Origin of the sequence: Herbidospora sp. NBRC 101105 (assembly GCF_030269205.1) — a bacterium.
Taxonomy (GTDB): domain Bacteria; phylum Actinomycetota; class Actinomycetes; order Streptosporangiales; family Streptosporangiaceae; genus Herbidospora; species Herbidospora solisilvae.
The window spans coordinates 397,994-423,086 of the sequence record NZ_BSSX01000009.1 but is presented as its reverse complement, the minus strand read 5'-3'; the positions used below and the strand labels follow the sequence as shown (position 1 = coordinate 423,086).

Sequence of the window (25,093 nt, the reverse complement as noted above, 5' to 3'; positions counted from 1 at the left end):
CGTATGACAGGTCGCCAGTTCGTAGCATGACTACATGGCACCGACCCCAGAAGTGGTGACCGCGGCCCTGGCGACGGTCAACGACCCCGAGATCCGCCGGCCGATCACCGAGCTCGACATGGTCAAGAGCATCGACATCGCCCCTGACGGGCTGGTGCGCGTAGGCGTCTTCCTCACTGTCGCCGGCTGTCCGATGAGAGACACCATCACCCGCGACATCACGGCCGCCGTCTCCAAGCTCGACGGCGTCACGCGCGTCTCCGTCGAGATGGACGTGATGAGCGCCGAGCAACGTAAAACTCTGCAAACGAAACTGCGCGGCAACCGGGGCCCCGAGAAGGAGATCCCCTTCGCCCAGCCCGGCTCGCTGACCCGCGTCTTCGCGGTCGCCAGCGGCAAGGGCGGCGTCGGCAAGTCGTCGGTGACCGTCAACCTGGCCGCCGCCATGGCCTCCTCCGGCCTCAAGGTCGGCGTGGTCGACGCCGACATCTACGGCCACAGCGTGCCCCGCATGCTGGGCGTCGGCGAACGGCCGACCAAGGTCGAAGACATGATCATGCCGCCGGTGGCCCACGACATCAAGGTCATCTCGGTCGGCATGTTCAAACCCGAGGGCAACAGCGCGGTGGTCTGGCGCGGCCCCATGCTCGACCGGGCGCTCCACCAGTTCCTCGCCGACGTGTTCTGGGGCGACCTCGACGTCCTGCTGATGGACCTGCCGCCCGGCACCGGCGACATCGCGATCTCGGTCGCCCAGCGCATGCCGACCGCCGAGATCCTCGTGGTCACCACCCCGCAGCAGGCCGCCGCCGAGGTCGCCGAGCGGGCCGGCTCGATCGCCGCCCAGACCCACCAGCAGATCGCCGGCGTCATCGAGAACATGTCCTGGCTGCCCTGCCCCCACTGCGACGAGCGCATCTCGGTCTTCGGCGAGGGCGGCGGCCAGACCGTCGCCGACGCCCTGACCCGCACTCTCGGCTCCCGGGTGCCGCTGCTGGGCCAGATCCCGATCGACACCCGCCTCCGCGAGGGCGGCGACGAGGGCAAGCCGCTGGTCCTCACCGACCCCGACGCCCCGGCCGCCGCCGAACTCCGCCGCATCGCCGCGGGCCTCAGCAAGAAGAGGGGCGGCCTGAAGGGCATGAAGCTCGACATCAGCCCCGCCGGCCGCTAGATCCTTCTTCTCCGTTACGGCTCCGCCGACCCTGGCAGCCGCCCGCCGCCTCCGGTCCGCGCCGTAACCGCCGCCGACCGGCCGCGCCCGGGCGAAACGAAAGGCCCGCTCCTCTGGGAGCGGGCCTTTCTGCTGGGCTCAGGTCGCCTCGTTGTCGTAGGGCGGGATCTCGCCCGCCGTCAGCTCCACCGTCACCGGAGGAGGCGGCGGGTCGGCCGCGGCCGTCTCGCCCGGGGTGGCGTTCCAGTCCTTCTCGACGTCGTCGAGCAGGTGCTTGCGGACGAAGTTCTTGGGGTTGAGGTCGGTCGGGTCGAAGTTCTTGAACTCCGGCCCGAGGTTGGCCTCAAGGTCGGTGCGGGCGTTGTTGGCCATCTGCCGGATCTGCCGGAGCGTGCGGCCCGCCTGCGAGGCGACCCCCGGCAGCTTCTCCGGCCCGAACACGAGCAACGCGATCACTACTAGCGCCAGGATCTCCGCCCAGCCGAGTCCGAACACCGTAGATCTCCCTTGCCCTGCCCGAACCGTCGTGAATCAGACTAGTACCCGGGCAGGCGTGCTCACGAGGGCTGGGCCGACGGAGCCGGCGCCGCCCCGATCACGACGTCCACTGTTCGCTCGGCGCCCGCCCGGCTGTATTTGAACGGGACCCGGTCGCCGGGCGTCTTGCTGCGGATCGTGACGATCAGCTCGCGGCTGTCGCTGATCGGCTGCCCGTCGACCTCGAGGATCACGTCGCCCGCCCGCAGCCCGGCCTTGTCGGCGGGCCCCTGCGGGGTGATCGGCGGAACCCCACGGTCGGGCGCGTCGGCGATCCGGACGCCCTGCCCCTGGTAGTTCTGGTCGATCGTGATCCCGATCCGGGACGTGCGGGCCGAGCCGGTCGAGATGAGCTCCTCGGCGATCCGGCGCACCTGGTTGACGGGGATGGCGAACCCGAGGCCGATGCTGCCCGACTGCTGCCCGCCGAGCTGCTGCCCGGCCCCGATCGTGGCGATGGCCGAGTTGACGCCGATGACCTCGCCCCGGCCGTTGACCAGCGGGCCGCCCGAGTTGCCGGGGTTGATCGCCGCGTCGGTCTGGATGGCGTTGATCAGCGCCGAGTCGCGCCCGCTCTCACCGCCGGCCTCGACCGGCCGGTTGAGCGAGCTGACGATGCCGGTGGTGACCGTGCCGCTCAGGCCCAGGGGCGAGCCGATCGCGATGACCGGGTCGCCGACCACCATCGAGTCGGAGTTGCCCAGCGCCACCTCGGGCGAGCCGAACGTCTCGTCGGGCTTCACCACGGCGATGTCGGAGTTGGGGTCGCGCCCCACGATCTGCGCGGTGGTCGACTGGCGGTTGGCGAACCGGATGCGGATGCCCCCGCCCGACCGCGCCGCGGCGGCCACGACGTGGTTGTTGGTGACGATGTAGCCGCCCCGGATCAGGAACCCGGAGCCGGTGCCCGACTGCCCGCTGCCCTGCACTTCGAGCGAGACCACGCTGGGCAGCACCCTGGCGGCCACCCCGGCGACCGACTCGGGCGCCCGCCCGGTCGGCGCGGCGGCCGGGGTCGGGATCGCGTAGCCGGGGTCGATGCCGGCGGTCGGACGGGTCAGCAGATAGGTGCCGCACGACGCCGCGCCCCCGGCCACCAGCGCGACCACGAGCCCGAGCACGGCCAGCGTGGAGGTGCGGGGACCGGCACGGCGCTCACGCCGGGGCAACTCGGGCATCCCGCCGGGCGGCGGCGCCCACCCCTGCCCCATGCCGTAGGCGTTGGGCGGCGGGGGTGGCGGGAAATAGGTCTGCGTCGGCTCTCCGCCGGGAAGCGGGGGCGGCGGGTGGGCCGCGCCCGGCTGCTGGGGCCGGCGGGGGGCGTCGTCTTCCTCGCCCCACTCGCCCACCGGATAGAACTCAGGCCGCCCGTACGCGTCGTCGTCACGCGTGTCGTCGGTCATCGGTGCAGTCACTCCCAGCGATCGTGGCGGGGCCGCCACCCAGTCTCATGAGAAAGGCACACGACCCGTTTTACACGCCAGATCGTATGCCGTCTCACTGCCCAGACGTGGTGCCGGTTAGTCGCGTCAAGGAACAAGCTTGGGCGAGGGACCGGGTGACGGGGAACCCGGCAGCCGGCCATGGGGCGACGCGGTGACCTGCGGGGGGAACATCATCTCGGGCGCGGGGGCAGGGCGAGGCTCGCCGTTGACCAGGAAGAGCGACCCGAGGGCGACCGCCGCCGAGGCCACCCCGACCGCGACGTAACCGGCCGCGCGGCGGCGGGGGCTACGGCCGGGGCCGGTCGCGCCAAAAGGACGGCGGGCCGGGCGGGTGTCGGCGGGCGCGATGCTGTAGGGGCCGGGCAGCTGGCCCGGTAGAGGGCGGGCCGGGGGGCCCATGTCTCCCAACCGCAGCAGCGACATGGTCAGGTCGGCCGGCATGGCGGGCGGGTCGAGGGAGCGCAGGCGGCTCTTCAGCGCCCGCATCCCGTCGACCTCGGCCCGGCAGTCGGCGCAGAACGTGAGATGGGCGAGGGCGCGCTCGCGCTCGTGGTGCGCGAGCTCGCCGTCGATCAGCGCGGAAACGCGCTCACCAAGATGCGTCATGCTCCCTCCCGGGTGAACGATGAAGGGGGAAGCTGGTCACCGCGCGGCGCACGGTGATCGAGCGCGTCACGCAGTTGCGCGCGCGCCCGGTGGATGCGGCTGCGGACGGTGCCGAGCTTGACGCCCAGCGTCGCCGCGATCTCCTCGTAGGAGAGGCCCTCGATGTCGCAGAGCACCACGGCGGCCCGGAACTCAGGCGCCAGCGCGTCGAGCGCGGCCTGGATGTCGGCGTCGAGGTGGTTGTCGTCGTAGGCCCGCTCGGGGGACGGCTCGCGGCCGTGCATGCGCTCGGCGGCGTCGTCGGCCAGCCCCTCGAACCTGATCCGCTGCTTGCGGCGGGCCCCGTCGAGGAACAGGTTGGTGGTGATGCGGTGCAACCAGCCCTCGAACGTGCCCGGCTGGTAGCTGGACAAAGAGCGGAACACCCGGACGAAGACCTCTTGGGTCAGGTCTTCGGCGTCGTGGACGTTGCCGGTCAGCCGGTAGGCGAGCCGGTATACCCGTGCCGAGTGGTTTCTGACGACCTCCTCCCAGGTGGGAGGTGTCCAGGTGGACGCCTCAGCGCCCGCCTGGTGGTCGTGATCGTCCACCGGCAATCCTCTCTCCAGGACCGTTGCTACAGCCATAGTGCCTGGTTTCGCCCCTTCCTGCGTACCAGCGGCGAACGACCTGAACAAAGACCGTTCAAAGCTGCAACGTCCCCGTTGCGGCGTGAGTTCCCGATCGGGGCGTACTCCCCTACGCTTGCCAACCATGAACACGGCGAGCCTGGCCCATGCGGAGGACTTCGTCCCGGAGGACGACGTCCTGCGCAACGCGCGACAGCGCGGCGAGGAGGTGGGCGCCACGCCCATCCTGCCCGGCGGGGGCGCCGCGCTCTGTTTCCTGGCGACCGCGGTCAACGCGCGGTCGGTGGTCGAGATCGGCACCGGTTGCGGCGTCTCGGGCCTGTGGTTGCTGCGGGGAATGCGGTCCGACGGCACGCTGACCAGCGTCGACGTCGAGCCGGAACACCAGCGGCTGGCCCGGCAGACGTTCGCCGAGGCGGGGTTCGCCAGCGGGCGCACCCGGCTCATCGTGGGGCGGGCCCTCGACGTGCTGCCGCGCCTGGCCGACGGCGGCTACGACCTGGTCTTCTGCGACGCCGCCAAGCAGGAATACGGCGACTATCTGAGCGAGGCGCTGCGGCTGCTGCGGCCCGGCGGGATCGTGGCCTTCGACAACGCCCTGTGGCACGACAGGGTGGCCGACCCCACGCAGCGCGACCCCGAATCGGTCGCGGTCCGCGAGGTCGGCCGTCTGGTCAGGAACGACGAGCGGCTGCGCCCGCTCATGCTGCCGCTGGGCGACGGCCTGCTCGCCGCCGTCAAGCTGACGAACTGAGCCAGTCGAGCAGCAGCCTGACGCCGAAGCCGGTGCCGCCCTTCTCGTTGCGCGCGGGGCCGGCGATGTCGAGGTGGGCCCACGGCCGGTCGCCGGTGAACTCCCGCAGGAACAGCGCGGCCGTGACCGAGCCCGCGCCGGTGCCGCCCTTGGTCTCGATGTTGGCGATGTCGGCGACGTCGGAGTCGAGACCGGCCCGGTAGTCGGTCAGCAGGGGCATGCGCCACAACCGCTCGCCGGTCCGGCCCGCCGCCGCCAGCAGGCCGCCGGCCAGGGCGTCGTCGGTGGCGTAGAGCGCGCCGAAGCCGGTGCCCAGGGCGACCTTGGCGGCGCCGGTCAGGGTGGCGATGTCGATCAGCACGTCGGGGTCGAGGTTGCGGTCGGCGTAGGCCAGCGCGTCGGCCATCACCAGGCGGCCCTCGGCGTCGGTGTTCAGCACCTCGACGGTCCGGCCGCCGTACTGGGTGATCACGTCGCTGGGGCGCTGGGCGTTGCCGCCGAAGGCGTTCTCGGCGCAGGCGATCAGGCCGGTGACCTTGACCGGCACGTCGAAGGCCTGCAGGGCCGACAGGACGGCGATCACGGCGGCGCCGCCGGCCATGTCGGTCTTCATGTCCTTCATGGACGCCGACGGCTTCAGCGACAGGCCGCCGGTGTCGAAGGTGATGCCCTTGCCGACCAGCACGACGTGGCGGGTGGCGCCCTCGGGGGCGTAGGTCATCGTGATCAGGCAGGGCGGGTTGACCGAGCCCTGGCCGACGGCGCGGATGCCGCCGAAGCCGACCAGCTCGGTGTCGACCGTGACCTCGACGCCCTCGCCCGCCAGGGCGATCGCCTGCTCGGCCAGCCAGGCCGGGGACTTGATCGACGAGGGGGTGTTGGTCAGGTCGCGGGCGTCGCTGGTGGCCTTGGCCACCGCCTCGCCGCGCGCGACCGCGTCGGCGTCGGCGCCCGAGAGCACGATCTCGTGGACGGGCGTGGTCTTCGGCTCGCCCAGCTTGAAGGTGTAGGTGCCCAGGAGCGCCCCGGCGACCAGCTCGGCCACGTCGCCCTCGGGCGGGGCGACGATGGTCAGCCGGTCTCGGCCCTGGACGCGGCCGGCCAGGGCGGCCCCCGCCTTGCGGAGATCGGCGGCGGCGGGGCCGGTGCCGTACAGGAGCACGCGGCGCACCCCGTCGGCGGCGGCGACGGGTATCTCGACGACCTCTCCGGGCTCGCCCTTGGCCTCGTAGTGCGCGAGCAGGGCCGGGGCGGAGACCGGCAGCTCGACGTCGGGGGCAAGGTCGGGGCCGAACGGGACGGCGAGGAACTCCGCGTCGCCGTCCGCATGGGCCACGGTGGTCACGGTGGTCTCTATGGGCACGGTTTCTCCACGTTCAAGAATGGAAGCGAGACACGGACCGCCGAAGGCCGGCCGTGGCTCGCGCTGGGAATCTGCCCCAAAGGAACGCGGCCCCGGCGCGGGGATCCGCGGCGGGGCCGTCGTCGCTCGATATCCGGCTGTAGTCAGCCGACCACGTTCTTCAGCGCGTCACCGAGGGCGCCGGCCTCATCCGCCGATAGCTCGACGACAAGCCGACCGCCACCTTCGAGCGGGACCCGCATGACGATGCCCCGGCCTTCCTTGGTGACTTCCAGCGGACCGTCACCAGTCCGCGGCTTCATCGCCGCCATGCGTGTATCCCTTCCCGCGTTGTCGGCCGTCCAATGAAGGGTGGCCGGCGCATTCACGTCTTCTGTGATGTCCTATTATCCCGCCTCCGGGTTCAAAAAGGTAACGGGAGAGGACTCGGTTGAGGATCAAAGCGGTTCGCCCATGGATTGTCGGCGGCTGTTCCTGACTCCACACTGGGTGGGATGAACGCCCGAGCCGCGCTTTTCGACCTCTACGGCGACCATCTGCGCAGCCGGGGAGGCCAGGCGTCGGTGGCCGCCCTGGTCCGGCTGCTGGCGCCTCTGGAGATCGCCGCGCCCGCCGTCCGGACCGCGATCTCCCGGATGGTCCGGCAGGGGTGGCTCGACCCGGTCCGGTTGCCCCAGGGGCCCGGCTACGCGGCCACGCCGAAATGCGTGCGACGTCTCGACGAGGCGGCGGCCCGGGTCTACCGGAGCGGCACGATCACCTGGCCGGGCCGCTGGCACCTGCTGGTGATCGAACCCGTCCGCGAACGCACCCGGCGGGAGCGCCTGCGGGCCCACCTGTCCTTCCTCGGGTACGCCCCCCTCTCGGAGACCACCTGGATCGGCCCCCGGGCCTCGCCCGAGCTCGACCAGCTCGACCTGCACGCCGACCGCTTCGAGGCGGTGCTCGACGGTGACCCGGTCGACCTGCTGGCCAGGGCCTGGGATCTCGACGCGATCGGCCGCGCCTACGAAGAATGGCTCGCGGGGGCCCGGCCGCTGGTCGACGGCCTGCCCGGCGACGCCCCCGACGACCAGGTCTTCGCGGTCAGGTCGCGCCTGGTGCACACCTGGCGCAACTTCCTGTTCCGCGACCCGGGCCTGCCGGCGGCGTTGCTGCCCTCGGGGTGGCCGGGCGACAAGGCGCGGGCCTATTTCGAGCAGGAGGCCTCGCGGCTGATGCCCAAGGCGGGGGCCTTCGTCGAACGTACCCTCATCTCCTAGCTATGCAGCCTTCGATGTGGTCGTTGACCAGGCCGATCGCCTGCATCAGGGCGTAGGCGGTGGTGGGGCCGACGAACCGGAAGCCCTTCTTCTTGAGCTCCTTGGCCAGGGCTTGGGAGTTCACCGTGGACGAGGGGATGTCGGCCATCGTCCTGCGGACCGGGGAGTCGGGCTCGGCGTACTTCCAGACCAGGGCCGACAGGCCTTCGGGGAGTTCGAGGGCGGCTCTGGCGTTGGCGATGGCGGCGTCGACCTTGGCCCGGTTGCGGACGATCCCGGCGTCGGCCATGAGACGTTCGACATCTTTCTCGGTGTAGGCCGCGACCTTCTCGATGACGAAGCCGTCGAAGGCCCGGCGGAAGTTCTCGCGTTTGCGCAGGATCGTGATCCACGCCAGGCCCGACTGGAAGGCCTCCAGCGTGACCCGTTCGTAGACCTTGTCGTCGCCGTGAACCGGACGGCCCCACTCGTGGTCGTGGTAGTCGAGGTAGAGCTGGTCGCTGGTGGCCCAGGCGCAGCGGACGACCTCTACCATGCCTCTTCCGAATCGAGCGACTTGGCCTGGAGGCGGCTCGCCATCAGCTCGGCCACCTTCTGCTCCAGGACGGCGATGCGGGTGTCGCGTTCGCGGATGGCGGTCGCGGCCCGCTGGAGGGTCTCGTCGACCGAACCGGTGTGGTAGCCGACCAGGCCGACCGGGAACTGCACGGTCACCAGGTCGACGGCGGTCACCTGGGCGGCGTCGGGGAGCTCCAGCGGCGGCACGTCGGGGGGGAACTCCGCCATCGCCCCGCCCTGGCCCATGGAGACCCAGACCACGCAGCCCACGACCGCGAGCGCGGCGAGAACGAGTACGACCAGCACATACGAATCGTGCCACATGTGCCGAGCGTGAGAGCATCGAGGACGTGGCAACAGAGACCATCGAGCTGCCGGCCGACCTCGACGAGGCCATCGCCGTGGCGGCCGTCGCCACCTGGCGCGGCCCGGCCGAGTTCCGCCTGGCCGACCCGGCCCACGCCGAGGCGATCGAGCAGGCGGTCGCCATGACCGAGGCCATCGCCGGGCGCAGGCCGCCGGCCCTGGCCCGGCGTGGGCTCGCCTGACCGGCCGCTACGCCTCGTCGATCCCGGGCACGATCCGGGGGACGGTGTGTTCCAGCAGGTCGAATGCCTCTTCGACGGTCGTGGCCCAGGAGATGCCGTCAAAGACGTCGGGGCGGGTGAAGCCCTGGTCGTACATGCCCTCGACGAGGTCTTTCAGCGGGGTGTAGAGGCCCCACGGGTCGAGCAGGACCAAGGGCCTCTGGTGGATGCCGAGGACCCGGGCGGTCCAGATCTCGAAGAGCTCCTCCATGGTGCCGATGCCGCCGGGGAGCACCAGGAAGGCGTCGGAGCGGGCGTCCATGACGCTCTTGCGCTCGCGCATGCCGGTCGTGACGACCAGCTCGGTCGAGTCGGTGTCGGCGATCTCGATGTCCACCAGGACCTGGGGGATCACGCCGATCGTCTGGGCGCCGCCGGCGCGGGCGGCGCGGGCGACCTCGCCCATGCACGACACGATCGCGCCCCCGCTGACGAGGTGGTGGCCGCGCCGGGCGAGCTCGGCGCCGACGTCGGCGGCGAGCCGGAAGTACTTCGGGTCGATCTTCTGGGAGGAGGCGCAGAAAACGCAGACGAACATTACTGCGCGTCTCCCACGAGGCTGGCCTCCTCCTCGCGGCGGCGGTCGGCCTCCACGATGATCCGCACGGCCTCGTCGACGTCGTCGGTGACCCGGATCAGGTCGACGTCCTGCGGGGAGATCTTGCCCTCGCCGAGCAGCGAGGACTTGATCCAGTCGACCATCGGGCCCCAGAACGACGACCCCATGAGGATGACCGGGAACGAGGTGACCTTCCGGGTCTGGACGAGGGTCAGCGCCTCGAACAGCTCGTCGAGGGTGCCGAAGCCGCCCGGGAGGGTGACGAAGCCGCACGAGTACTTGACGAACATGGTCTTGCGGACGAAGAAGTAACGGAACTCGACGCCCAGGTTGACGTATTCGTTCATCGACTGTTCGTGCGGGAGCTCGATGCCGAGGCCGACGGAGATGCCGCCGGCCTCCATCGCGCCCTTGTTGGCGGCCTCCATGCAGCCGGGGCCGCCGCCGGTGATGACGCCGTAGCCGGCGTCGGCGAGCGCGGCGCCGAGGCGGACGCCGAGCTCGTAGTCGGGCGAGTCGGGCTTGGTGCGGGCCGAGCCGAAGACGGTGACCGACGGCGGGAGCTCGGCCAGGGAGCCGAAGCCCTCGACGAACTCGGCCTGGATGCGCAGCACCCGCCACGGGTCCATGTGGAGCCAGTCGGCCGGGCCGCGCCGGTCGAGCAGACGCTGGTCGTGGGTGGAGTCGGGCACCATCTCGCCACGGAGCAGCTGCGGGCCCTGGCGACGTTCACGGCGAATCGTGTTCATGGGACGCCACGCTAGCCGCTCAGGATGGCCGTGGAAAAAATCTTGAGAATCCACACGGAACCGTGGAACCGGATTTCGTTCAGGCCGCGTCTAACAGTCGAGGGTGCTGCTCGGGACGGAAAGTGGCTTTCCCCGCCAAATGGCCGGCGAGGAAAGCCACTTTCTTCTTTCTACGGGTAGAAGCCTCAGGTCAACCAGGCTGTCATGACCCGCTCTGCCTCGACGATCTTGTCGAGTTCGACGTATTCGTCGACTTTGTGGGCCATCGCGGGATCGCCCGGTCCATAGTTCACCGCCGGAACTCCGAGTGCGGAGAAACGGGCCACATCGGTCCACGCCACCTTCGCCCGGGCTTCGCCGCCCACCACTCTCGCGAACGCCGCCGCGACCGGGTGATCGAGGCCGGGCCGAGCGCCGGGGGCCGAGTCGATGATCGTCACCTCGAAGCCGTCGAAGACCTCGCGCAGGTGGTTCTGGGCCTGCTCCTCGGTGAGGTCGGGGGCGAAGCGGTAGTTGACCGTCACGACGCACTCGTCGGGGATGACGTTCCCGGCGTGGCCGCCGCGGATCAGCACGGCGTTGAGGCCCTCGTGGAATTCGAGGCCGTCGACGACGGGCCGCCTGGGCTCGTAGGCGGCGAGGCGGTTGAGGATCTGGCCGGCGCCGTGGATCGCGTTGAAGCCCAGCCAGCTGCGGGCGCTGTGGGCGCGTACACCCCGGGAGACGATCTCGGCCCGGATGGTGCCCTGGCAGCCGCCCTCGATCACGCCGTCGGTCGGTTCCATCAGCACGGCGAAGTCGCCGCTCACCCAGTCGGGGTGTTCGCGCACCAGCAGGCCGAGGCCGTTGCGGGCCGCCTCGACCTCCTCCAGGTCGTAGAAGACGAGGGTCAGGTCGCGGTTGGGCGCGCCGAGAAGGGCCAGTTTGAGCTGGACGGCCACGCCGGCCTTCATGTCGGTCCCGCCGCAGCCGATCAGGCGGTCGCCCTCGACCCGGCTCGGCACGTTGTCGGCGATCGGCACGGTGTCGAGATGGCCCGCCACGACGACACGCTCGGCCCGGTTCAGGAAGGTGCGGGCCACCACGTTGTTGCCGTGGCGGTCGACGGTCAGGTGGGGCAGCCGCCGCAGCGCCTCCTCGATCGCGTCGGCCAGGGCCTTCTCGTCACCGCTCTCGGATCGGACGTCCACCAGATCGGCGGTCAGCGTCCTCACGTCCTGATCAAGTCGCATGTCTGCCGAGCCTACGGCAGGGCCCCGAGAAGGTAGGTTCTTGGGCTGTGACACGGCGTCCCTCCAGAACAGCACTGACCATCGTGGCCATCGTGGTCGTCCTGGCGGGAGCGATATTCTTCGCCGGTTACCAGCTGATGAAGAGGACCGAGCCCTTCGTGCTGGGCGAGGGCTGCACGATCACCGTCCCGTCGGGCACGCTCGACCTCGACCTCGAACAGTCCCAGGTGGCGGCCACCATCGCCGCCGTCGCGGCCCGGCGCAAGTTGCCCAAGCAGGCGCTGGAGATCGCCTACATCACGGCGATCCAGGAGTCGAAGATGACCAACATCTCCTTCGGCGACCGCGACTCCGTCGGCATCTTCCAGCAGCGGCCCTCCCAGGGCTGGGGCACGGTCAAGCAGATCATGGACCCGGTCTACGCGACCCGCCGCTTCTTCGCCGCCCTGGAGAAGGTCGACGGCTACCTCGACATGAGCCTCCACGACGCCGCCCAGGCCGTGCAGCGGTCGGCCGACGGCGGCGCCTACGCCGACCACCGGCGCAGCGCCGAGATCCTGGCCACCGCCTTCCGGGGCGAGCAGCCCCGGGCGGTGCACTGCTGGTACCCGCCGAAGGAGTCGCCGCCCCCGCCGCAGGACGCCGCGGCGAAGAAGGAGTTCACCCGGGCCAGGGGCGGCTCCAGGGAAGACTGGCTGAAGGCCACCTGGTTCGTCACCCACGCCCCGGTCTACGGGCTGCGCCAGGTCGTCCACGACGGTTACGTGTGGACCGCCTCCGCCGGCCAGGACGGCTGGCAGCCGGTCAAGGAGCGCTAGGGCTTCCGGTCGACCTGGATGGAGCCGGGCGTCAGGGGCAGGGCATAGGAGGCGACCCACTGGCCGCCCTGGACCCGCTGGAACGACAACAACCGCCCGTCGTGGGCGCGGTAGTCGGCGAAGTCGAGCAGGCCCCGCTCGGGCAGGCCGGTCATGCCCTCGGCCCGGTAGGCGACGGTGCCCCGGTCGCCGGGGAAGAACTCGACGCCCTCCATGATCAGCATGCTCTTGGCCGGGACCATGCCCAGGGCCTGGACCGGCGTCCACAACATGACCTCGAGGCCCTCGGGCCGTTCCTGGACCGAGAGCCAGTGGACCCGGCGGCTGCCGTCGTCGAGCAGGTGCTCGGTCCACTCGTCGCCCTGCCGCATCAGGTGGAGGGCGCCGATGGCCTTGTAGCGGGTGCCCTCCACGGTGGCGGTGTCGCCGACCTGGAGGGTGCGGGGATCGAAGTAGTCGTATTCGTCGAATAAGTCGTCGTCGACCTCGACGGCCGCACGGGCCCGGCCACGCCCCTCACGGCGAGCGGTGGCGAGGTAGGCGAACAGCACGACGACCACCGCCGCGAGGCACAGACCGAGCACCACCGCTGTCGTCATGGCGCGCGATCCTATCAACACAAACGCGTCATATCCGCCCGTATGAGGGCGGGTCGCTACTCGGTTGTGAGGCGTGCGACCGCTGCGGCGATTCTTTCGTCTGTGGCGGTGATCGCGACCCGGACGTGGCTCTCTCCGGCGGTGCCGTAGAAGCTGCCCGGCGCCACCAGGATGCCCAGTTTGGCCAGCCGGGCGACCTGGTCCCAGCAGCCGGTGCCGTCGGTGGCCCACAGGTAGAGGCCGGCCTCCGAGTGGTCGACGCGCCAGCCCGCCGATTCGAGCGCGGTCCGCAGGGCGGTGCGCCGGGCCGAGTAGCGTTCGCGCTGCTCGTCGGCGTGGGCGTCGTCGTCGAGGGCGGCCGTCATGGCGGCCTGGACCGGCTCCGGCACGATCATGCCGGCGTGCTTGCGCACCTCCAGCAGGCGCTTCACCAGGGCCGGGTCACCGGCCACGAAGGCGGCGCGGTAGCCCGCCAGGTTGGAGCGCTTGGAGAGCGAGTGGACCGCCAGCAGCCCCTCGTGGGAGCCGCCCGACACGTCGGGATGGAGGATCGAGACGGGCCGCTTCTCCCAGCCCAGCTCGATGTAGCACTCGTCGGAGGCGACGATCGCGCCGCGCTCACGGGCCCAGGCGACCACCTTGGCGAGGTGTTCGGCCGGGAGCACCTTGCCGGTCGGGTTGCTCGGCGAGTTGACCCAGACCAGGGGCACCCGCTCCGGGCCGAGCGAGAGCAGGCCGTCGGTCGGGAACGGCTCGGCGCCGGCCAGCCGGGCGCCCACGTCGTAGGTCGGGTAGGCCAGCGCCGGGAAGATCACCTTGTCGCCCGGGCCGACCCCGAGCAGGGTCGGCAACCAGGCGACCAGTTCCTTGGAACCGATGGTGGGCAGCACGCCGGCCGGGTCGGCGGTCACGCCGTGGCGGCGGGCCAGCCAGCCGGCCGCCGCCTCGCGCAACCGGGCGGTGCCGTAGGTGAGCGGATAGCCCGGGCTGTCGGCGGCGTCGGCGAGCGCCCTGCGCACGACTTCGGGAACCGGGTCGACGGGGGTGCCGACCGACAGGTCGGCGATGCCGTCGGGATGTGCCTCGGCGGTCGACTTGTACGAGGCCAGGCTGTCCCACGGGAAGTCGGGCAGGGCGATCACGAAGGACTCTCCAGTGCTGAGCGTCAGTGGTCTTCCGCCTGCGGCGGCAGCGCGGCGACGATCGGATGGTCCTTCTCGATCTTGCCAACCTTCGAGGCGCCGCCGGGCGAGCCCAGCTCCTCGAAGAAGTCAACATTGGCCTTGTAGAAGTCCTTCCACTGCTCGGGCAGGTCGTCTTCGTAGAAGATGGCCTCCACCGGGCAGACCGGCTCGCACGCCCCACAGTCGACGCACTCGTCGGGGTGGATGTAGAGCATGCGCTCGCCCTCGTAGATGCAGTCGACAGGGCACTCTTCGATGCACGCCTTGTCCAGAACATCCACGCAAGGCTGCGCGATGACGTAGGTCACCTCTAGCTCCTTCTTTCCGGCACGACATGGGCCGCAGGTTGCTCCGTCCTAGTATTGCGGTGACTGTCAGGTGGCCGGAACAGGAGGGGCCAATGTCATGGCCTTCCAGCTCAAGGTGACCATCACGCCGGCCGACGTCGGCAGGCGGGTCACCGTCCGCAGGGCGCTGCCCGAGGGCTTCCGCGACGTCGTGGGCGTGTTGGAGTCGTGGGAGAACGGCGTGCTCTCGGTGCGCAAGCGCGACGGCACGCTCGTGGAGTTCCCAGAGAAGGTCATGGCCGCGGCAAAGGTCGTCCCAGGCTGAGCGTGCCGTCTCGACGCGGCGTGAGGCGGCCCCAAGCATTCGATCCGTGACCAGACTCGTGACCACTCCCGCGCTGGCGGCCCTGCTGGCCCTCGCGGCCTGTTCGTCCCAAAGCGGCGAGACCAAGGCCCTCCCGCCGGTCAACGTGAAGGGCGCCAGCCTCCAGGCCGGCTTCGGCAACTTCGAGCGGCTGGTCGAGGCCGCCCAGAAGGAGGGCAAGCTCACCGTCGTCGGGCTGCCCCGCGAATGGGTCAACCACGGCGAGCTGATGGACGTCTTCTCCGACAAGTACGGCATCCAGATCGAGTCGCTCAACCCGGCGGCCAACAGCCAGCAGCAGATCGACGCCGTCGCCACGGCCCAGAAGCCCGACGTCTTCGATCTCAGTGTCGACGTGGCCCTGGCCAACGCCGCCAAGTTCGCCCCCTACCAGGTGACCGGCTGGACCGACATCCCCGATGAGGTCAAGGCCGCCAACGGCACCTGGTACGCCGGCTACGGCGGCTACATGTCGATCGGCTACGACCCGCGCAAGATGAAGGCGCCGGCGTCGTACGCGGAACTGCTCAAGCCCGGCGGCCGGCCGGCCGGCACCACGGTCGCGCTCGCGGGCCACCCGCTGAGGAACGCGAGCGGCTTCAACGGCGTGATGGCGGCCTCCATGCAGGGCGGCAAGTTCGACGCCCGCAGGGGTGTGCAGGCCTTCTCGGCGCTGAAGAAGGCCGGGGCGGTCGCCGCCGCGCCCGAGCAGGCCACCGCGGTGCTCGACTGGGACTTCCTGAACGCCGCCCGCTCGGCCGCCAACAAGGCCAACTGGCAGGTGACCATCCCGGCGGGCTCGATCCTGGCCTCGCCCTACGTGCAGGCGATCAGCGCGAGTGCGCCCCACCCGGCGGCGGCGCGGCTCTGGACCGAGTTCCTGTTCTCCGACGAGGGCCAGAACATCCTGCTCAGGGGCTACGCACGGCCGTCGCGGATGGAGGCCATGCAGATGAAGGGCACCATCGACAACGAGGCGGCAGGGAAGCTGCCGAAGGTCAACGGCACGCCGGTGTTCCTGACCATCCCGCAGCAGGACGCCGCCAAGGAGTACCTCCAGAAACACTGGTCTCAGCAAATGAGCTGAAAAACACTGATTCCACGGCTGCCGTACAGTATGCGGAAACCGTGGAAGTGAGCCCATCTTGCGATATGACACACCTACGCTCATGAGGTGGAACGCTCGCGCCTACGACAGCTCATTCGGCTATGTCTCGGCGCAGGGCGCTCCCCTCGTGGAGCTGCTCGACCCGCAGCCGGGTGAGCGCGTGCTCGACCTCGGCTGCGGCACGGGCGTGCTGAGCGGCGAGATCGCCGTCCGCGGGGCGTACGTGCTGGGGATCGACGGCTCACAGGCGATGATCGAGACGGCCATCGCCCAGTTCCCCCGCCTCGACTTCACCGTGGGCGACGGCCACGACTTCACCGTCGCCCAGCCGTTCGACGCGGTCTTCTCCAACGCGGCCCTCCACTGGATGAGCCGCGACCCCGACGCCGTCATCGACTCCGTCCGCGAGGCCCTGCGGCCCGGCGGCCGGTTCGTGGCCGAGCTCGGCGGGGCCGGCAACTGCGCCGCCCTCACCTCCGCCATGCTGACTGCCTGGCGCGAGCACGGCCTGCGCGAGCCCGAGCTCCCCTGGTACTTCCCCAGCCCGGCCGAGTACGCCGTCCGTTTGGAACGCGCCGGGTTCACCCTGCGCATCCTGGAGCACTTCGACCGGCCGACCCCGCTCGACGAGTGCCCCAACGGCGCGGCCGACTGGGTGCGGATGTTCGCCGGGTCGCTCCTCGACGGCGTGCCCCCGGCGACGGTCGAGCCGCTGCTGCGCCGGGTGAACGAACTCGCCGCCCCCGCCCTCCGCCACGACTCCGGCTGGATGGCCGACTACGTGAGACTGCGTTTCGCAGCGGTGCGCCACTGAAGGGTGACACCATCGTTTGTGGCTGTTCGTCACGGATGAAACTCCCGCCACGGCAGGGGATTTGCCAGACTATGGTCTGGTCTTACGGAAGTGATGGGGATAGCGATGAACTTCTGCCTGAGTGACCTCGTGCCACCGCTGCGCTGGAGTGACGCTGCCACCATCCTGGCCGGCCGGGCCGGATTACCCGACGCGTGGTGGCGCTCGCTCCCGATGGGCCGGCTGCTGCCCGCCTTCGGCGTCGACGCGCTGGCCGAGTTGCTGACCGATCTGACCCTGGAGCAGTGGCCGGCGGCGGCGGTGGGCGACGTGCTGCCCGCGCTGCACGTGCTCGACCCCGACGACGCCGACGACCCCCAGGTGGGGATCGCGCTCGACCGGGCCGGGTCGTGGCCCGGCCTGCTGGCACTGACCGGGCGGGAGCTCACCGAGCAGCCGTTCGTGAAGGCCCGGCCGCTGCTGGCGGCGCTCTATTCGGCGGTGCTGACGAAGCTGGCGGCGACCGTGGTTCCGTCCAGGCCCGCGGTGGAGCCCGAGCCCGAGGCGCCCGCCGAGGAACCCTACGAGACCAAGGCCGCGCTCAAGACCCCCTACCGGGCGCCCTTCGAGACCAAAGCGCAGTCCGAGGAACCCGCCGTGGCCGACGCGCCCGAAGAGGCCGACGACGAGCCCGCCGGACCGCCCACCGGACCGCCCGTCGCGCCGGTCGTGCCGCAGCCTCGGCTCACCGGTGACGACGACCCCGACTTCCCCGAGCTGATCGACCGGGTCTTCGCCTCACTCGACGACCAGAGCTGGATGGTCGCGCAGAACCGGGTCTTCACCGACTCCCCCACCTCGCCCGAGTCCCTCTCCAAGCTGCTCGGCGTGCCCGCGAGCCTCATCGAGGTCACCGAGAACACGCTGCGGGCCCGGCTCAAGGAGTGGCTCGCCTCGCCCCCGGCCGCCCGCTACCGCGGCTACCTGCTCAACCTGACCGACCTCCTCGGTGTGGCCGCCCCCAAGTCGCGGCTCGTCAACGCCGCCGAGTGGCACACCCGCGAACTGCCCTCCCTCGACGTGCTCGCCTGGCAGTTCGTGCTGGCCACGCTGCCCGGCTACCAGGTCTCCGGCGACTGGGTCGTCCAGGGCGACCTGGCCGAACTGCACGAGCGGACCCGCGGCCTGATCGTGAACGCCGACCGCCCGCCGACCGTGTCGCGGGCCCTCGAACTCGTCTCCTCCCTCGGCATCCACCCCGAGGTCGCCAAGGAGTGGCTGGAGAACGTCCCGCAGTTGCGGATACAGAGTCCCAACGGCGCGGCGCCGGCTCCGGCCGCTCCGGCGGCTCCGCCGCCACGGCCGTCCGACGTGTCGCAGACGCACCGCTGCTTCCGTCAGCCCGACGGGCGCTGGTGGTTACGGGTCGACGTCGACGCCGGGCATCTGGCGGGGACGTCGGTCGGCCTCCCGGAGGGCTTCGCCCTCTACCTGGGATTGTCGCCGGGTGGCGAAAGAACGGTGCGCAGCGCCGCCGGAGACGTCACGATGACCTGGCGGGAGTCCCCCGCCATCGACTCGCTCGGCCGCATCCTCAGTGAGGTCGCGGCCAAGGAGGGCAGCCACATCTTTCTCACCCTCTCCGACGAGGGCATGCTCAGGGTCCGCCATCTCCCCGCCGCCAACTCCGGCGACACGATCGCGCGGGCGCTGCGCCTGGTCGGTTACACGGCCCCCGGCGGCAACTCCGACCAGGCCGACCGCGTGATCGCCACGCGCATCGGCCTGACCGGCCCGACCCCGCCCGACGAACTGCGGGCCCGCCTCCGAGAACGTGGGGACAGAGATCTGCTGTCCCTGCTGGGTTAGGCCCCCATGCCCCGCCTCGCCGTCTCCCTGGACTTCACCCAGGAACTCGCCGCACTGGCCCGCCCCGTGCGGCGGGACGCCGTGGTGTCCGTCAGACGGTTCCTGCACAACTCGCCCGCCGGCCCCGTGCCCGAGCGGGTCCGGAACGCGCGCGACCCCCGCGTGACGACGTTACGCCTGGCCGACCGGCACCGGGCGGTGGCCGTGCGCCAGCGCGACGTCTACTGGCTCGTCACGATATTGCCCGACGCCGAGGCCTACACCTACGCGCAACGGCACCGCTTCACCGTGAACTCCGCGATCGGCGTCATCGAGGTCTGGGACGCCGAGGCCCTGTCCCGCGTCGAGCCCGCCCTCCGCCGGTCGGCGGCCGGGTCGAGCAAGCGCCTCTACGGCCACATCTGCGAGACCGACCTCATCGACATCGGCATCGACCAGGAACTGCTGCTGCCGATGGTCCGGATGATGGCCACCGACGCCCACCTGGCCGCCGTGGAACCCCTGCTGCCCGAGAGCCAGTACGCCCCCCTCGCGGTCCTGGCCCGCGGCGGATCGCTGGCCGAGGCCTGGCGCGAACTCGACGGCTGCCGGGTCACCTCGGCGGAGAACATCGACCTCGACGACCTGGAGGCGGCGCTCCACCGCTCCCCCGGCCAGGCCGCCTTCGCCGCCGACCGGGTCGAGCTGGACCGGGTGCTGACCAAGCCCCACTGGTGCACCTTCCTCTACGCCCCGCAGCACACCTACGCCAACTGGCCCGTCTACGACCGGCCCGTCCTGGTCACCGGCGGCGCCGGCACCGGCAAGACCGTGATCTCGCTGCACCGGGCGGCCTATCTGGCGAAGGAGAACAGCGGGCCGATCCTGCTGACCACCTTCTCCCAGGTGCTCGCCAACGAGTTGTCGGCCAAGCTCGACCTGATCATCGACGACGAGGTCGTGCGCAAGCGGGTCGAGGTCACCAACGTCGACCGGCTGGCCCACCGCATCGTCGCGGCCCACGAGGGCAAGGCCCCCACGCTGGTCGGCGACGTGACCAAGTTGTGGGAGGAGGCGGCCGGGAGCCGCTTCGGGGCGGCGTTCCTGCTGCGCGAGTGGGAGCAGGTGATCCTCTCCCAGAACCTGCGCACCCTCGACGAGTATCTGGCGGCCGAACGGCCCGGCCGGGGCGTCCAGCTCAACGCCGACATCCGCACCAGCGTGTGGCGGGCGGTGGAGCACGTCGAGGGCCGCCTCCGGGAGTCGGGGCGGCGGACCCTCCTCCAGCTGGCCTCCGAGGGCGCCGAGTTGCTGGGACGCACGACCGACGTGCTCGAGAGCGACGCGCCCCGGCGGGAGCCGTACAAACACGTGGTGATCGACGAGGCGCAGGACCTGCACCCCGCGCAGTGGCGGTTGCTCCGGGCCGCGGTGCCACCGGGCCCGAACGACATGTTCATCGTCGGCGACCCCCACCAGCGCATGTTCGACACCCGCGCGGCTCTGGCCGGCATGGGCATCCCGGTCCGCCGGTTCCACCTGAAGATCTCCTACCGGCTGCCGCACGAGATCCTGTCGTTCGGCGTCCGGCTCCGCGGCGGCGGCCCCGTCGACGGCCTGGTCGAGGGCGCGGCCGAGATGTACGGCTACCGCTCCACCGTCCACGGCCCGCGCCCGCTGGTGCGCGAGTACGTCTCCCAGGAGGCCGAGATCGGCGGCCTGGTCGCCCACGTGAGCGACTGGCTGGCCGACGGCGTCGCGCCCGAGGAGATCGCCGTCACCGCCCGCACGGTCGAGATCGTCCGGATCGCCCGCGCCGCCCTGCGCGACGCGGGCATCGAGGTGAAAGTCACGATGCTGCACGGTATGAAGGGGCTGGAGTTCCGGCGGGTGGCCGTGATAGGTGTCGCTGAGGGGATCATCCCGGCGCCCGACGCGCTCACGCCCCACGCCGAAGATCCGATGGCACGAGCGCACGACCTGCAGCGAGAACGGGGGTTGCTCTATGTCGCGTGCACGCGGGCGAACGAGTTGCTCTACGTGTCCTACTCCGGTCGCGCGAGTCCCTTCCTTCCTGCCTGATCCCCTAATCTGAACTGCGGATATATTCCCCTTGCCGGTTGGACCTGCATGAATTTGAGCCTGAGCGACATCGTGCCCCCCCTGCGCTGGACCGCGCCCAGCCAGGTGGAGCCGATCGCCAGCGATCCCGGCCTCCCGAACTCGTGGTGGCAGGCGCTCCCGATCGACCGCGCCTGCGCCACGGTCGGGCCGGCCCAGATCGCGGCCAAACTGGCCGACCTCACGTCCGCCTGCTGGGGACACCTGATCCTCGGCGACATCATGCCGCTGCTGCGGTTCACCGCACCGGCCGAGAGCCAGCGCACGCCGGGCAGCCGCGACAGCGTGCGGCTGCTCTTCGCCGGGGTGCTCGACCGGCTCATGGACACCGAGCCGCTCAACCCGCTGGCGAGCGTGCCGCCCGCGGTGCCGGAACGGCCGCTGCCCGAGATCATCGACGAGCTGTTCCAGCGGCTCGACGACCGGCAGCGCGCCATCGCCCGCGACCGGCTCTACGCCGAGCACCGCGCCACGCTCGACGAGCTGGCGCAGCGGTTCTCGGTCACCCGGGAGCGCATCCGGCAGATCGAGCGCGACCTGCGCGACCACGTCGACAACTGGCTGCGCGGCCAGGAGGCGACCCCGCTGACCGCCCACCTCACGTGGCTGCGCACCCGGCTGGGGTCGGCGGTCCCGGCCGACGACCTGATGGCGGCGGTGCCCTGGCACCGCACCGAGCTGGCCACGCTGGGCATCCCGGCCTGGCGGTTCGTCCGCACGCTGCTGACCGGCTACGACCAGGTCGACGGGTGGCTGGTGGCCGGGGGCGCCGACGAGCTGCGCGAGAAGACGCGCCAGCTGTTCACCGACGGGCCGGTGCCGCTGAACGAAGCGGTCGGCATGGTCGCCCAGCTCGGGGTCCGCGAGGACGTCGGGGAGCGCTGGCTCGGGGCGGTGCCGCAGCTCCGGCTGCTCGAAGGCCACGTCGTGCCGTGGCCGAGGAGCGTGAACGACAAGGCCGAGGCCGTCTTGGCCGTGGCGGGCACCCCGCTCACGCCCGAGGAGATCCAGAACCGGATCGGCGAAGACTACAGCCTGGTCGGCATCCGCAACCAGCTCACCGCCGACGACCGTTTCCTGCGCCTCGACCGGAACAAGTACGGCCTGGCCCGGTGGGGCGGCGAGGAGTATCTCGGCATCCGGGAGATGATCGCCCGCGAGATCGAGAAGGCCGGCGGCGAGGCCTCGGTCAACACGATCGTGGCGTCCCTGACCTCCCGCTACGAGGTGAGCGAGAGCTCGGTGCGCGCCTACGCCGGCGGCCCCGGGTTCGAGCGCACCCAGCGCGGCTGGATCCGGGTCGCGGGCGCCGAACCGGCCGACTACCAGCCGCGCCGCGACGTGTCGATGACCCGCCGCTGCTTCCGCAGCCGCGACGGCCGCTGGTGGCACCGGGTCGACGTGAACGCCGAGCACCTGCGCGGCTCCGGCTCCCCGCTGCCGACCGGGTTCGCGGCCCACCTCGGCATGGCGCCCGGCGGCCAGCTCACCGCCTCGACCCCGCAGGGGGAGGTGGTGATCTCGTGGCACAACCAGCCGACGATGGGTTCGATCCGCCCGATCCTGGCCGAATACAACGCCGGCGAGGGCGACCACGTCTTCCTGACCGTCTCCGACGGCGGCGAGCTGCTGACCCGGTTCCTGCCGCAGGGCGCGGCCGGGCTGCCGCCGCTGAACAAGGCCCTCCACCTGATCGGATACACCGCCCCCGTCGCCTCCGAGGCCGAGGGCCTGCGGCTGATCGGCGCCCGCATCGGCATGCCCGACGGCGCGGGCAAGGACGATGTGCTCGCAAGGCTGAGAGAACGCGGGGATCGCGACATTCTTCTCTATCTGTAAAGAAGGTTTGTGGGACGATCGTTCTCCGCACGGGGAAGGATCATGAATGTACGCCGCTTTGTTACTGGTCGCCTCGACGACCGTGATGGGGGCCGACGTCAGCAACTGGACCGGTGACGTCAACTGGACCGAGGTCAAGGGCAAGGGCGCGGAGTTCGTCTTCGTGCACGCCACCGAAGGTCCGAACTACAAGAGCCCGCGCTTCGGCACCCAGTTCTCCGGGGCGCTGACCGAGGGCATGTACCGGGGCGCCTACCACTTCGCCCAGCCGCACGAGTCGGGCGGCAAGGAGCAGGCCGACTTCTTCGTCCGCAACGGCGGCAACTGGACCGCCGACGGGCGCACGTTACCAGGGGTGCTCGACGTCGAGGACAACCCCTACAACAACCGCAACGGCCTGAACAGCTGCTACGGCCTCGACCAGGACGCGATGGTCAAGTGGATCGGCGACTGGTTGTCCCGCTACAAGGCGTGGACCAAGCGCGACGCGATCATCTACACGACCACCTCGTGGTGGAAGACCTGCACGGGCGACACCAAGAAGTTCGCCAAGAACCCGCTGTGGATCGCCCGCTGGGGCGCCGACCCGGGTGAGCTGCCGGCGGCATGGAGCAAGTGGACGTTCTGGCAGAAGGCCGAGAAGGCCGACCACGCCGGCGGTTCCGACGTGTTCAACGGCTCGTTGTCGCAGCTCCACGCGCTGGCCGACCCGCCGGTCCGGCTGCTGATCTCCGGGGGCGCCAAGAGCCGGTCGCAGTACGTCCTCAAGCTCTCCAACACCGGCGCCAAGCTCGCCACGAAGATCAACATCTCGGGCAAGACCTTCGGCAACAACCGCCTCACCTACGCGCCGAAGGCGTGCAAGCGCACCGCGACCACGGTCAAGTGCACGATCAACAGCCTGGCCCCCGGCCGCAGCGTCACCCTGAAGTTCTCCACGAAGCCGAGGGGCGCCAAGCCGGTCGGCATCAACTTCCTCGTCGGGTCGACGAAGGTGACGCTCAAGTAATGTCGGAAGCATGTTGCGGCTCTATGACACCCGTCACCGGCTCGTGGAGCCGCTCCTGCCTCCCGGCTCACGCGCGCTGCGCGCCTACACCTCCGCCGGCCTGCCGGGCCAGGTGCACGCCGACCTGATCCGGCGGGTGCTCGAACGGTCGGGCGTCCGCGTGCTCGCCTGCCGCGACCTCGCCGAAGACCTGACGCCCCTGAACGTGCGCCCCGCCGAGCCCGTCGCCGACGGGATGCCCGGAGCCTTGCGTCTTCTGGGCGGCCGCCTCGACCTCTACCTCAGCGACACCGAGGAGGTGGTGGACGACGCGGCCGTCCGGCACCACGCCAGGAGCGCCGCCACCCTCGACGCGCCGATCCCCGGCGACCCCCTGCCGGTCCGCCTCGCGCTCATGGAGCACCGCTACCGCGACGCGGCCACCCTCACCTCAGACGATCTCCGCGAGGCCGGCGACACCATCGGCCGCTGGCGCCGGAAGGTGGCCGAATGGGCCGAGGAGCCCAGCTCCCCGATCGCCAAGGACCACGCCGACGCCATGAACGAGGCCTTCGACGACGACCTCGACACCCCGGGGGCGCTGCGCATCCTGCGCGCGCTGGAGGAGGATCGCGAGGTTCCCCCGGGCTCGAAGTTCGAGACCTTCCTGCACGCCGACCACATCCTGGCTCTGGACCTCTCGGCCGACATCGGCCGCCTCAGGTGATCACGCGGGTCTCCCCCACGGCCAGGTCCCACAGGTCGGCCGGTGGGAGGCCTCTGCGGGTCCACTCTCGGCGGGCCTCCTCGACGGGTTCCAGCAGGGGTTCGCCCGACAGGACGAAGGTGCCCCAGTGCATGGTGGCCATCCGCCGGGCGCCCACGTCGAGGGTGGCCTGGACGGCCTGGGCCGGGTCGACGTGGAAGTTCTTCATGAACCAGCGGGGTTCGTAGGCGCCGACCGGCATCAGGGCCACGTCGATGCCCGGGTGGCGGCGGCCGATCTCGGTGAAGTGGTCGCCGTAGCCGGTGTCGCCGGCGAAGAAGACACGCTGGTCGTGCCACGACAACACCCAGCCGCCCCATAACGTCCGGCAGGTGTCGAACAGGCCCCGGCGGGACCAGTGGCGGGCCGGGACGAAGTCGAAGCGGACGTCGCCCACGTGGGCCGACTCCCACCAGTCGAGTTCGACGACGTTGGTGAAGCCGCGCCGGGTGAACCACGAGGCCAGGTTCGCGGGAACCAGGACGGCGGTGTCCCTCGGCAGGCGGCGGACGGTCGGGGCGTCGAGGTGGTCGTAGTGGTTGTGGCTGATGACCACCGCGTCGACCGGCGGCAGGTCCGACCAGGCGACGCCGGGCGGGGTGAGGCGCTGGCGGACGCCGGGGATCTTCCGCGACCACACCGGGTCGGTCAGCACCGTCAGGCCGCCGATCTGGACGACGTAGGTCGCGTGGCCGACCCATGTGACCAGGGCGTCGGTGCCCGTCGGGGAGGGCAGGCCGTCGCGGTGGACGGGGATCTGGTCGGCGTCGCCGATGTCGGTGCGCAGTTCGCCGTGCCCGACGACCGACGCCAGTTCCTTGAACGAGGCGAGCGGAGAGAGCAGCCGGTCGGCGAAACCGCCGCTCCAGCGTGGGGCTCCGAGGGGGATGTGCGTCTGGGTCACCCTCTTGGTGATCCCCCTG

28 protein-coding genes are annotated in these 25,093 nt (G+C 70.9%); 13 read left to right on the top strand and 15 right to left on the bottom strand.

All coding sequences use genetic code 11. The features are described 5' to 3' along the window. The first annotated feature begins 34 nt into the window (after positions 1-34). The gene (locus tag QSK34_RS34430; protein WP_161484181.1) at positions 35-1,174 is read left to right on the top strand and encodes an Mrp/NBP35 family ATP-binding protein; all 1,140 of its coding nucleotides are present in this window, start codon (positions 35-37) and stop codon (positions 1,172-1,174) included. A gap of 138 nt (positions 1,175-1,312) precedes the next feature. Here the strand turns inward: QSK34_RS34430 and QSK34_RS34425 are convergent, their stop codons facing one another. The 4 genes from QSK34_RS34425 to sigE form a co-directional block, all read right to left on the bottom strand. After that, positions 1,313-1,669, bottom strand: coding sequence for a sec-independent translocase (locus tag QSK34_RS34425; protein ID WP_030451820.1), 357 nt, complete (start codon positions 1,667-1,669; stop codon positions 1,313-1,315). A 62-nt stretch (positions 1,670-1,731) separates the two neighbouring features. Continuing rightward, positions 1,732-3,114: a S1C family serine protease gene (locus QSK34_RS34420; RefSeq protein ID WP_285590520.1), complete on the bottom strand. Its 1,383-nt coding sequence runs from the start codon at positions 3,112-3,114 to the stop codon at positions 1,732-1,734. 126 nt (positions 3,115-3,240) lie between these two features. Further along, positions 3,241-3,762, bottom strand: a complete 522-nt coding sequence (locus tag QSK34_RS34415; RefSeq protein WP_285590518.1) for an anti-sigma factor family protein — start codon at positions 3,760-3,762, stop codon at positions 3,241-3,243. Next, positions 3,759-4,388, bottom strand: coding sequence for an RNA polymerase sigma factor SigE (sigE, locus tag QSK34_RS34410; protein WP_030451823.1), 630 nt, complete (start codon positions 4,386-4,388; stop codon positions 3,759-3,761). The genes QSK34_RS34415 and sigE overlap by 4 nt, the downstream gene beginning before the upstream one ends. A 127-nt stretch (positions 4,389-4,515) precedes the next feature. Between sigE and QSK34_RS34405 the strand changes: the two genes are divergently transcribed. After that, positions 4,516-5,145, top strand: coding sequence for an O-methyltransferase (locus QSK34_RS34405; protein WP_161484184.1), 630 nt, complete (start codon positions 4,516-4,518; stop codon positions 5,143-5,145). Here the strand turns inward: QSK34_RS34405 and QSK34_RS34400 are convergent. Further along, positions 5,129-6,508, bottom strand: a complete 1,380-nt coding sequence (locus tag QSK34_RS34400) for a leucyl aminopeptidase family protein (protein ID WP_285590513.1) — start codon at positions 6,506-6,508, stop codon at positions 5,129-5,131. The genes QSK34_RS34405 and QSK34_RS34400 overlap by 17 nt on opposite strands. 143 nt (positions 6,509-6,651) lie before the next feature. Then, positions 6,652-6,819 carry a DUF3117 domain-containing protein gene (locus tag QSK34_RS34395; protein WP_081898355.1) on the bottom strand — a complete coding sequence of 56 codons (168 nt, stop codon included), beginning with the start codon at positions 6,817-6,819 and terminating at the stop codon, positions 6,652-6,654. A 183-nt stretch (positions 6,820-7,002) separates the two neighbouring features. On the opposite strand from QSK34_RS34395, the gene QSK34_RS34390 reads away from it, so the two are divergent. After that, entirely contained in the window at positions 7,003-7,770 is a 768-nt protein-coding gene (locus tag QSK34_RS34390; RefSeq protein WP_285590511.1) for a PaaX family transcriptional regulator, read from the top strand. Here the strand turns inward: QSK34_RS34390 and QSK34_RS34385 are convergent. Continuing rightward, positions 7,760-8,305 (bottom strand): DNA-3-methyladenine glycosylase I, encoded by a 546-nt coding sequence (locus tag QSK34_RS34385; protein WP_161484187.1) that lies wholly within the window; start codon positions 8,303-8,305, stop codon positions 7,760-7,762. The two genes, QSK34_RS34390 and QSK34_RS34385, sit on opposite strands and share 11 nt — an antisense overlap. Further along, positions 8,299-8,634, bottom strand: coding sequence for a hypothetical protein (locus tag QSK34_RS34380; protein ID WP_051759467.1), 336 nt, complete (start codon positions 8,632-8,634; stop codon positions 8,299-8,301). Before QSK34_RS34380 ends, QSK34_RS34385 begins: the two co-directional genes overlap by 7 nt. A 44-nt stretch (positions 8,635-8,678) precedes the next feature. Here QSK34_RS34380 and QSK34_RS34375 point away from each other — a divergent pair, with 44 nt between their 5' ends. After that, complete coding sequence (locus tag QSK34_RS34375) at positions 8,679-8,876, top strand: hypothetical protein (RefSeq protein WP_161484188.1); 198 nt, start codon at positions 8,679-8,681, stop codon at positions 8,874-8,876. A gap of 7 nt (positions 8,877-8,883) precedes the next feature. Here the strand turns inward: QSK34_RS34375 and QSK34_RS34370 are convergent, their stop codons facing one another. The 3 genes from QSK34_RS34370 to dapE all read right to left on the bottom strand — a co-directional run bounded on the left by QSK34_RS34370 (position 8,884) and on the right by dapE (position 11,455). After that, positions 8,884-9,453 carry an LOG family protein gene (locus tag QSK34_RS34370; RefSeq protein WP_034383615.1) on the bottom strand — a complete coding sequence of 190 codons (570 nt, stop codon included), beginning with the start codon at positions 9,451-9,453 and terminating at the stop codon, positions 8,884-8,886. Beyond that, positions 9,453-10,223 carry an LOG family protein gene (locus tag QSK34_RS34365; protein ID WP_030451831.1) on the bottom strand — a complete coding sequence of 257 codons (771 nt, stop codon included), beginning with the start codon at positions 10,221-10,223 and terminating at the stop codon, positions 9,453-9,455. Before QSK34_RS34365 ends, QSK34_RS34370 begins: the two co-directional genes overlap by 1 nt. A gap of 185 nt (positions 10,224-10,408) precedes the next feature. Further along, positions 10,409-11,455 carry a succinyl-diaminopimelate desuccinylase gene (dapE, locus tag QSK34_RS34360; protein WP_285590503.1) on the bottom strand — a complete coding sequence of 349 codons (1,047 nt, stop codon included), beginning with the start codon at positions 11,453-11,455 and terminating at the stop codon, positions 10,409-10,411. Between the two features lie 47 nt (positions 11,456-11,502). On the opposite strand from dapE, the gene QSK34_RS34355 reads away from it, so the two are divergent. Beyond that, positions 11,503-12,273 carry a hypothetical protein gene (locus QSK34_RS34355; protein ID WP_285590501.1) on the top strand — a complete coding sequence of 257 codons (771 nt, stop codon included), beginning with the start codon at positions 11,503-11,505 and terminating at the stop codon, positions 12,271-12,273. On the opposite strand, the gene QSK34_RS34350 is transcribed toward QSK34_RS34355, so the two are convergent. The 3 genes from QSK34_RS34350 to fdxA are packed head-to-tail and all read right to left on the bottom strand — an operon-like array spanning position 12,270 to position 14,364. Next, positions 12,270-12,872, bottom strand: coding sequence for a DUF4178 domain-containing protein (locus tag QSK34_RS34350; protein WP_285590500.1), 603 nt, complete (start codon positions 12,870-12,872; stop codon positions 12,270-12,272). The two genes, QSK34_RS34355 and QSK34_RS34350, sit on opposite strands and share 4 nt — an antisense overlap. Positions 12,873-12,928: 56 nt before the next feature. Then, on the bottom strand, positions 12,929-14,014 hold the full coding sequence (dapC, locus tag QSK34_RS34345; protein ID WP_285590499.1) for a succinyldiaminopimelate transaminase: 1,086 nt from the start codon (positions 14,012-14,014) through the stop codon (positions 12,929-12,931). Positions 14,015-14,037: 23 nt separating this feature from the next. Then, entirely contained in the window at positions 14,038-14,364 is a 327-nt protein-coding gene (fdxA, locus tag QSK34_RS34340) for a ferredoxin (RefSeq protein WP_030451836.1), read from the bottom strand. Between the two features lie 97 nt (positions 14,365-14,461). Between fdxA and QSK34_RS34335 the strand changes: the two genes are divergently transcribed. From QSK34_RS34335 to QSK34_RS34300, 8 genes are all read left to right on the top strand, one after another. Next, a complete protein-coding gene (locus tag QSK34_RS34335; RefSeq protein WP_202610952.1) occupies positions 14,462-14,668 on the top strand; it encodes a putative acetyltransferase in 207 nt (68 codons plus the stop codon). Between the two features lie 46 nt (positions 14,669-14,714). Continuing rightward, positions 14,715-15,794 carry an ABC transporter substrate-binding protein gene (locus tag QSK34_RS34330; RefSeq protein ID WP_285590498.1) on the top strand — a complete coding sequence of 360 codons (1,080 nt, stop codon included), beginning with the start codon at positions 14,715-14,717 and terminating at the stop codon, positions 15,792-15,794. 82 nt (positions 15,795-15,876) lie between these two features. After that, positions 15,877-16,629: a class I SAM-dependent methyltransferase gene (locus QSK34_RS34325; protein ID WP_161484193.1), complete on the top strand. Its 753-nt coding sequence runs from the start codon at positions 15,877-15,879 to the stop codon at positions 16,627-16,629. A gap of 105 nt (positions 16,630-16,734) precedes the next feature. Then, positions 16,735-18,477 (top strand): hypothetical protein, encoded by a 1,743-nt coding sequence (locus tag QSK34_RS34320; RefSeq protein ID WP_285590497.1) that lies wholly within the window; start codon positions 16,735-16,737, stop codon positions 18,475-18,477. 6 nt (positions 18,478-18,483) lie between these two features. Continuing rightward, complete coding sequence (locus QSK34_RS34315; protein ID WP_030451841.1) at positions 18,484-20,538, top strand: UvrD-helicase domain-containing protein; 2,055 nt, start codon at positions 18,484-18,486, stop codon at positions 20,536-20,538. Positions 20,539-20,586: 48 nt separating this feature from the next. Further along, the gene (locus QSK34_RS34310) at positions 20,587-22,416 is read left to right on the top strand and encodes a sigma factor-like helix-turn-helix DNA-binding protein (RefSeq protein WP_030451842.1); all 1,830 of its coding nucleotides are present in this window, start codon (positions 20,587-20,589) and stop codon (positions 22,414-22,416) included. Between the two features lie 46 nt (positions 22,417-22,462). Beyond that, positions 22,463-23,425, top strand: coding sequence for a GH25 family lysozyme (locus QSK34_RS34305; protein ID WP_285590495.1), 963 nt, complete (start codon positions 22,463-22,465; stop codon positions 23,423-23,425). Positions 23,426-23,435: 10 nt separating this feature from the next. Next, positions 23,436-24,131, top strand: coding sequence for a hypothetical protein (locus tag QSK34_RS34300; protein ID WP_285590494.1), 696 nt, complete (start codon positions 23,436-23,438; stop codon positions 24,129-24,131). On the opposite strand, the gene QSK34_RS34295 is transcribed toward QSK34_RS34300, so the two are convergent. After that, the gene (locus QSK34_RS34295; RefSeq protein WP_051759474.1) at positions 24,124-25,074 is read right to left on the bottom strand and encodes an MBL fold metallo-hydrolase; all 951 of its coding nucleotides are present in this window, start codon (positions 25,072-25,074) and stop codon (positions 24,124-24,126) included. The two genes, QSK34_RS34300 and QSK34_RS34295, sit on opposite strands and share 8 nt — an antisense overlap. Positions 25,075-25,093: the final 19 nt, after the last annotated feature.

Coding starts and splice junctions, on each gene's coding strand:
- QSK34_RS34430 (WP_161484181.1), top strand. CDS start 35: ATGGCACCGACCCCAGAAGTGGTGACCGCGGCCCTGGCGACGGTCAAC.
- QSK34_RS34420 (WP_285590520.1), bottom strand. CDS start 3,114: ATGACCGACGACACGCGTGACGACGACGCGTACGGGCGGCCTGAGTTC.
- QSK34_RS34415 (WP_285590518.1), bottom strand. CDS start 3,762: ATGACGCATCTTGGTGAGCGCGTTTCCGCGCTGATCGACGGCGAGCTC.
- sigE (WP_030451823.1), bottom strand. CDS start 4,388: ATGGCTGTAGCAACGGTCCTGGAGAGAGGATTGCCGGTGGACGATCAC.
- QSK34_RS34405 (WP_161484184.1), top strand. CDS start 4,516: ATGAACACGGCGAGCCTGGCCCATGCGGAGGACTTCGTCCCGGAGGAC.
- QSK34_RS34395 (WP_081898355.1), bottom strand. CDS start 6,819: ATGGCGGCGATGAAGCCGCGGACTGGTGACGGTCCGCTGGAAGTCACC.
- QSK34_RS34390 (WP_285590511.1), top strand. CDS start 7,003: ATGAACGCCCGAGCCGCGCTTTTCGACCTCTACGGCGACCATCTGCGC.
- QSK34_RS34385 (WP_161484187.1), bottom strand. CDS start 8,305: ATGGTAGAGGTCGTCCGCTGCGCCTGGGCCACCAGCGACCAGCTCTAC.
- QSK34_RS34370 (WP_034383615.1), bottom strand. CDS start 9,453: ATGTTCGTCTGCGTTTTCTGCGCCTCCTCCCAGAAGATCGACCCGAAG.
- QSK34_RS34365 (WP_030451831.1), bottom strand. CDS start 10,223: ATGAACACGATTCGCCGTGAACGTCGCCAGGGCCCGCAGCTGCTCCGT.
- dapE (WP_285590503.1), bottom strand. CDS start 11,455: ATGCGACTTGATCAGGACGTGAGGACGCTGACCGCCGATCTGGTGGAC.
- QSK34_RS34350 (WP_285590500.1), bottom strand. CDS start 12,872: ATGACGACAGCGGTGGTGCTCGGTCTGTGCCTCGCGGCGGTGGTCGTC.
- QSK34_RS34335 (WP_202610952.1), top strand. CDS start 14,462: ATGGCCTTCCAGCTCAAGGTGACCATCACGCCGGCCGACGTCGGCAGG.
- QSK34_RS34325 (WP_161484193.1), top strand. CDS start 15,877: ATGAGGTGGAACGCTCGCGCCTACGACAGCTCATTCGGCTATGTCTCG.
- QSK34_RS34320 (WP_285590497.1), top strand. CDS start 16,735: ATGAACTTCTGCCTGAGTGACCTCGTGCCACCGCTGCGCTGGAGTGAC.
- QSK34_RS34315 (WP_030451841.1), top strand. CDS start 18,484: ATGCCCCGCCTCGCCGTCTCCCTGGACTTCACCCAGGAACTCGCCGCA.
- QSK34_RS34310 (WP_030451842.1), top strand. CDS start 20,587: ATGAATTTGAGCCTGAGCGACATCGTGCCCCCCCTGCGCTGGACCGCG.
- QSK34_RS34305 (WP_285590495.1), top strand. CDS start 22,463: ATGTACGCCGCTTTGTTACTGGTCGCCTCGACGACCGTGATGGGGGCC.
- QSK34_RS34300 (WP_285590494.1), top strand. CDS start 23,436: ATGTTGCGGCTCTATGACACCCGTCACCGGCTCGTGGAGCCGCTCCTG.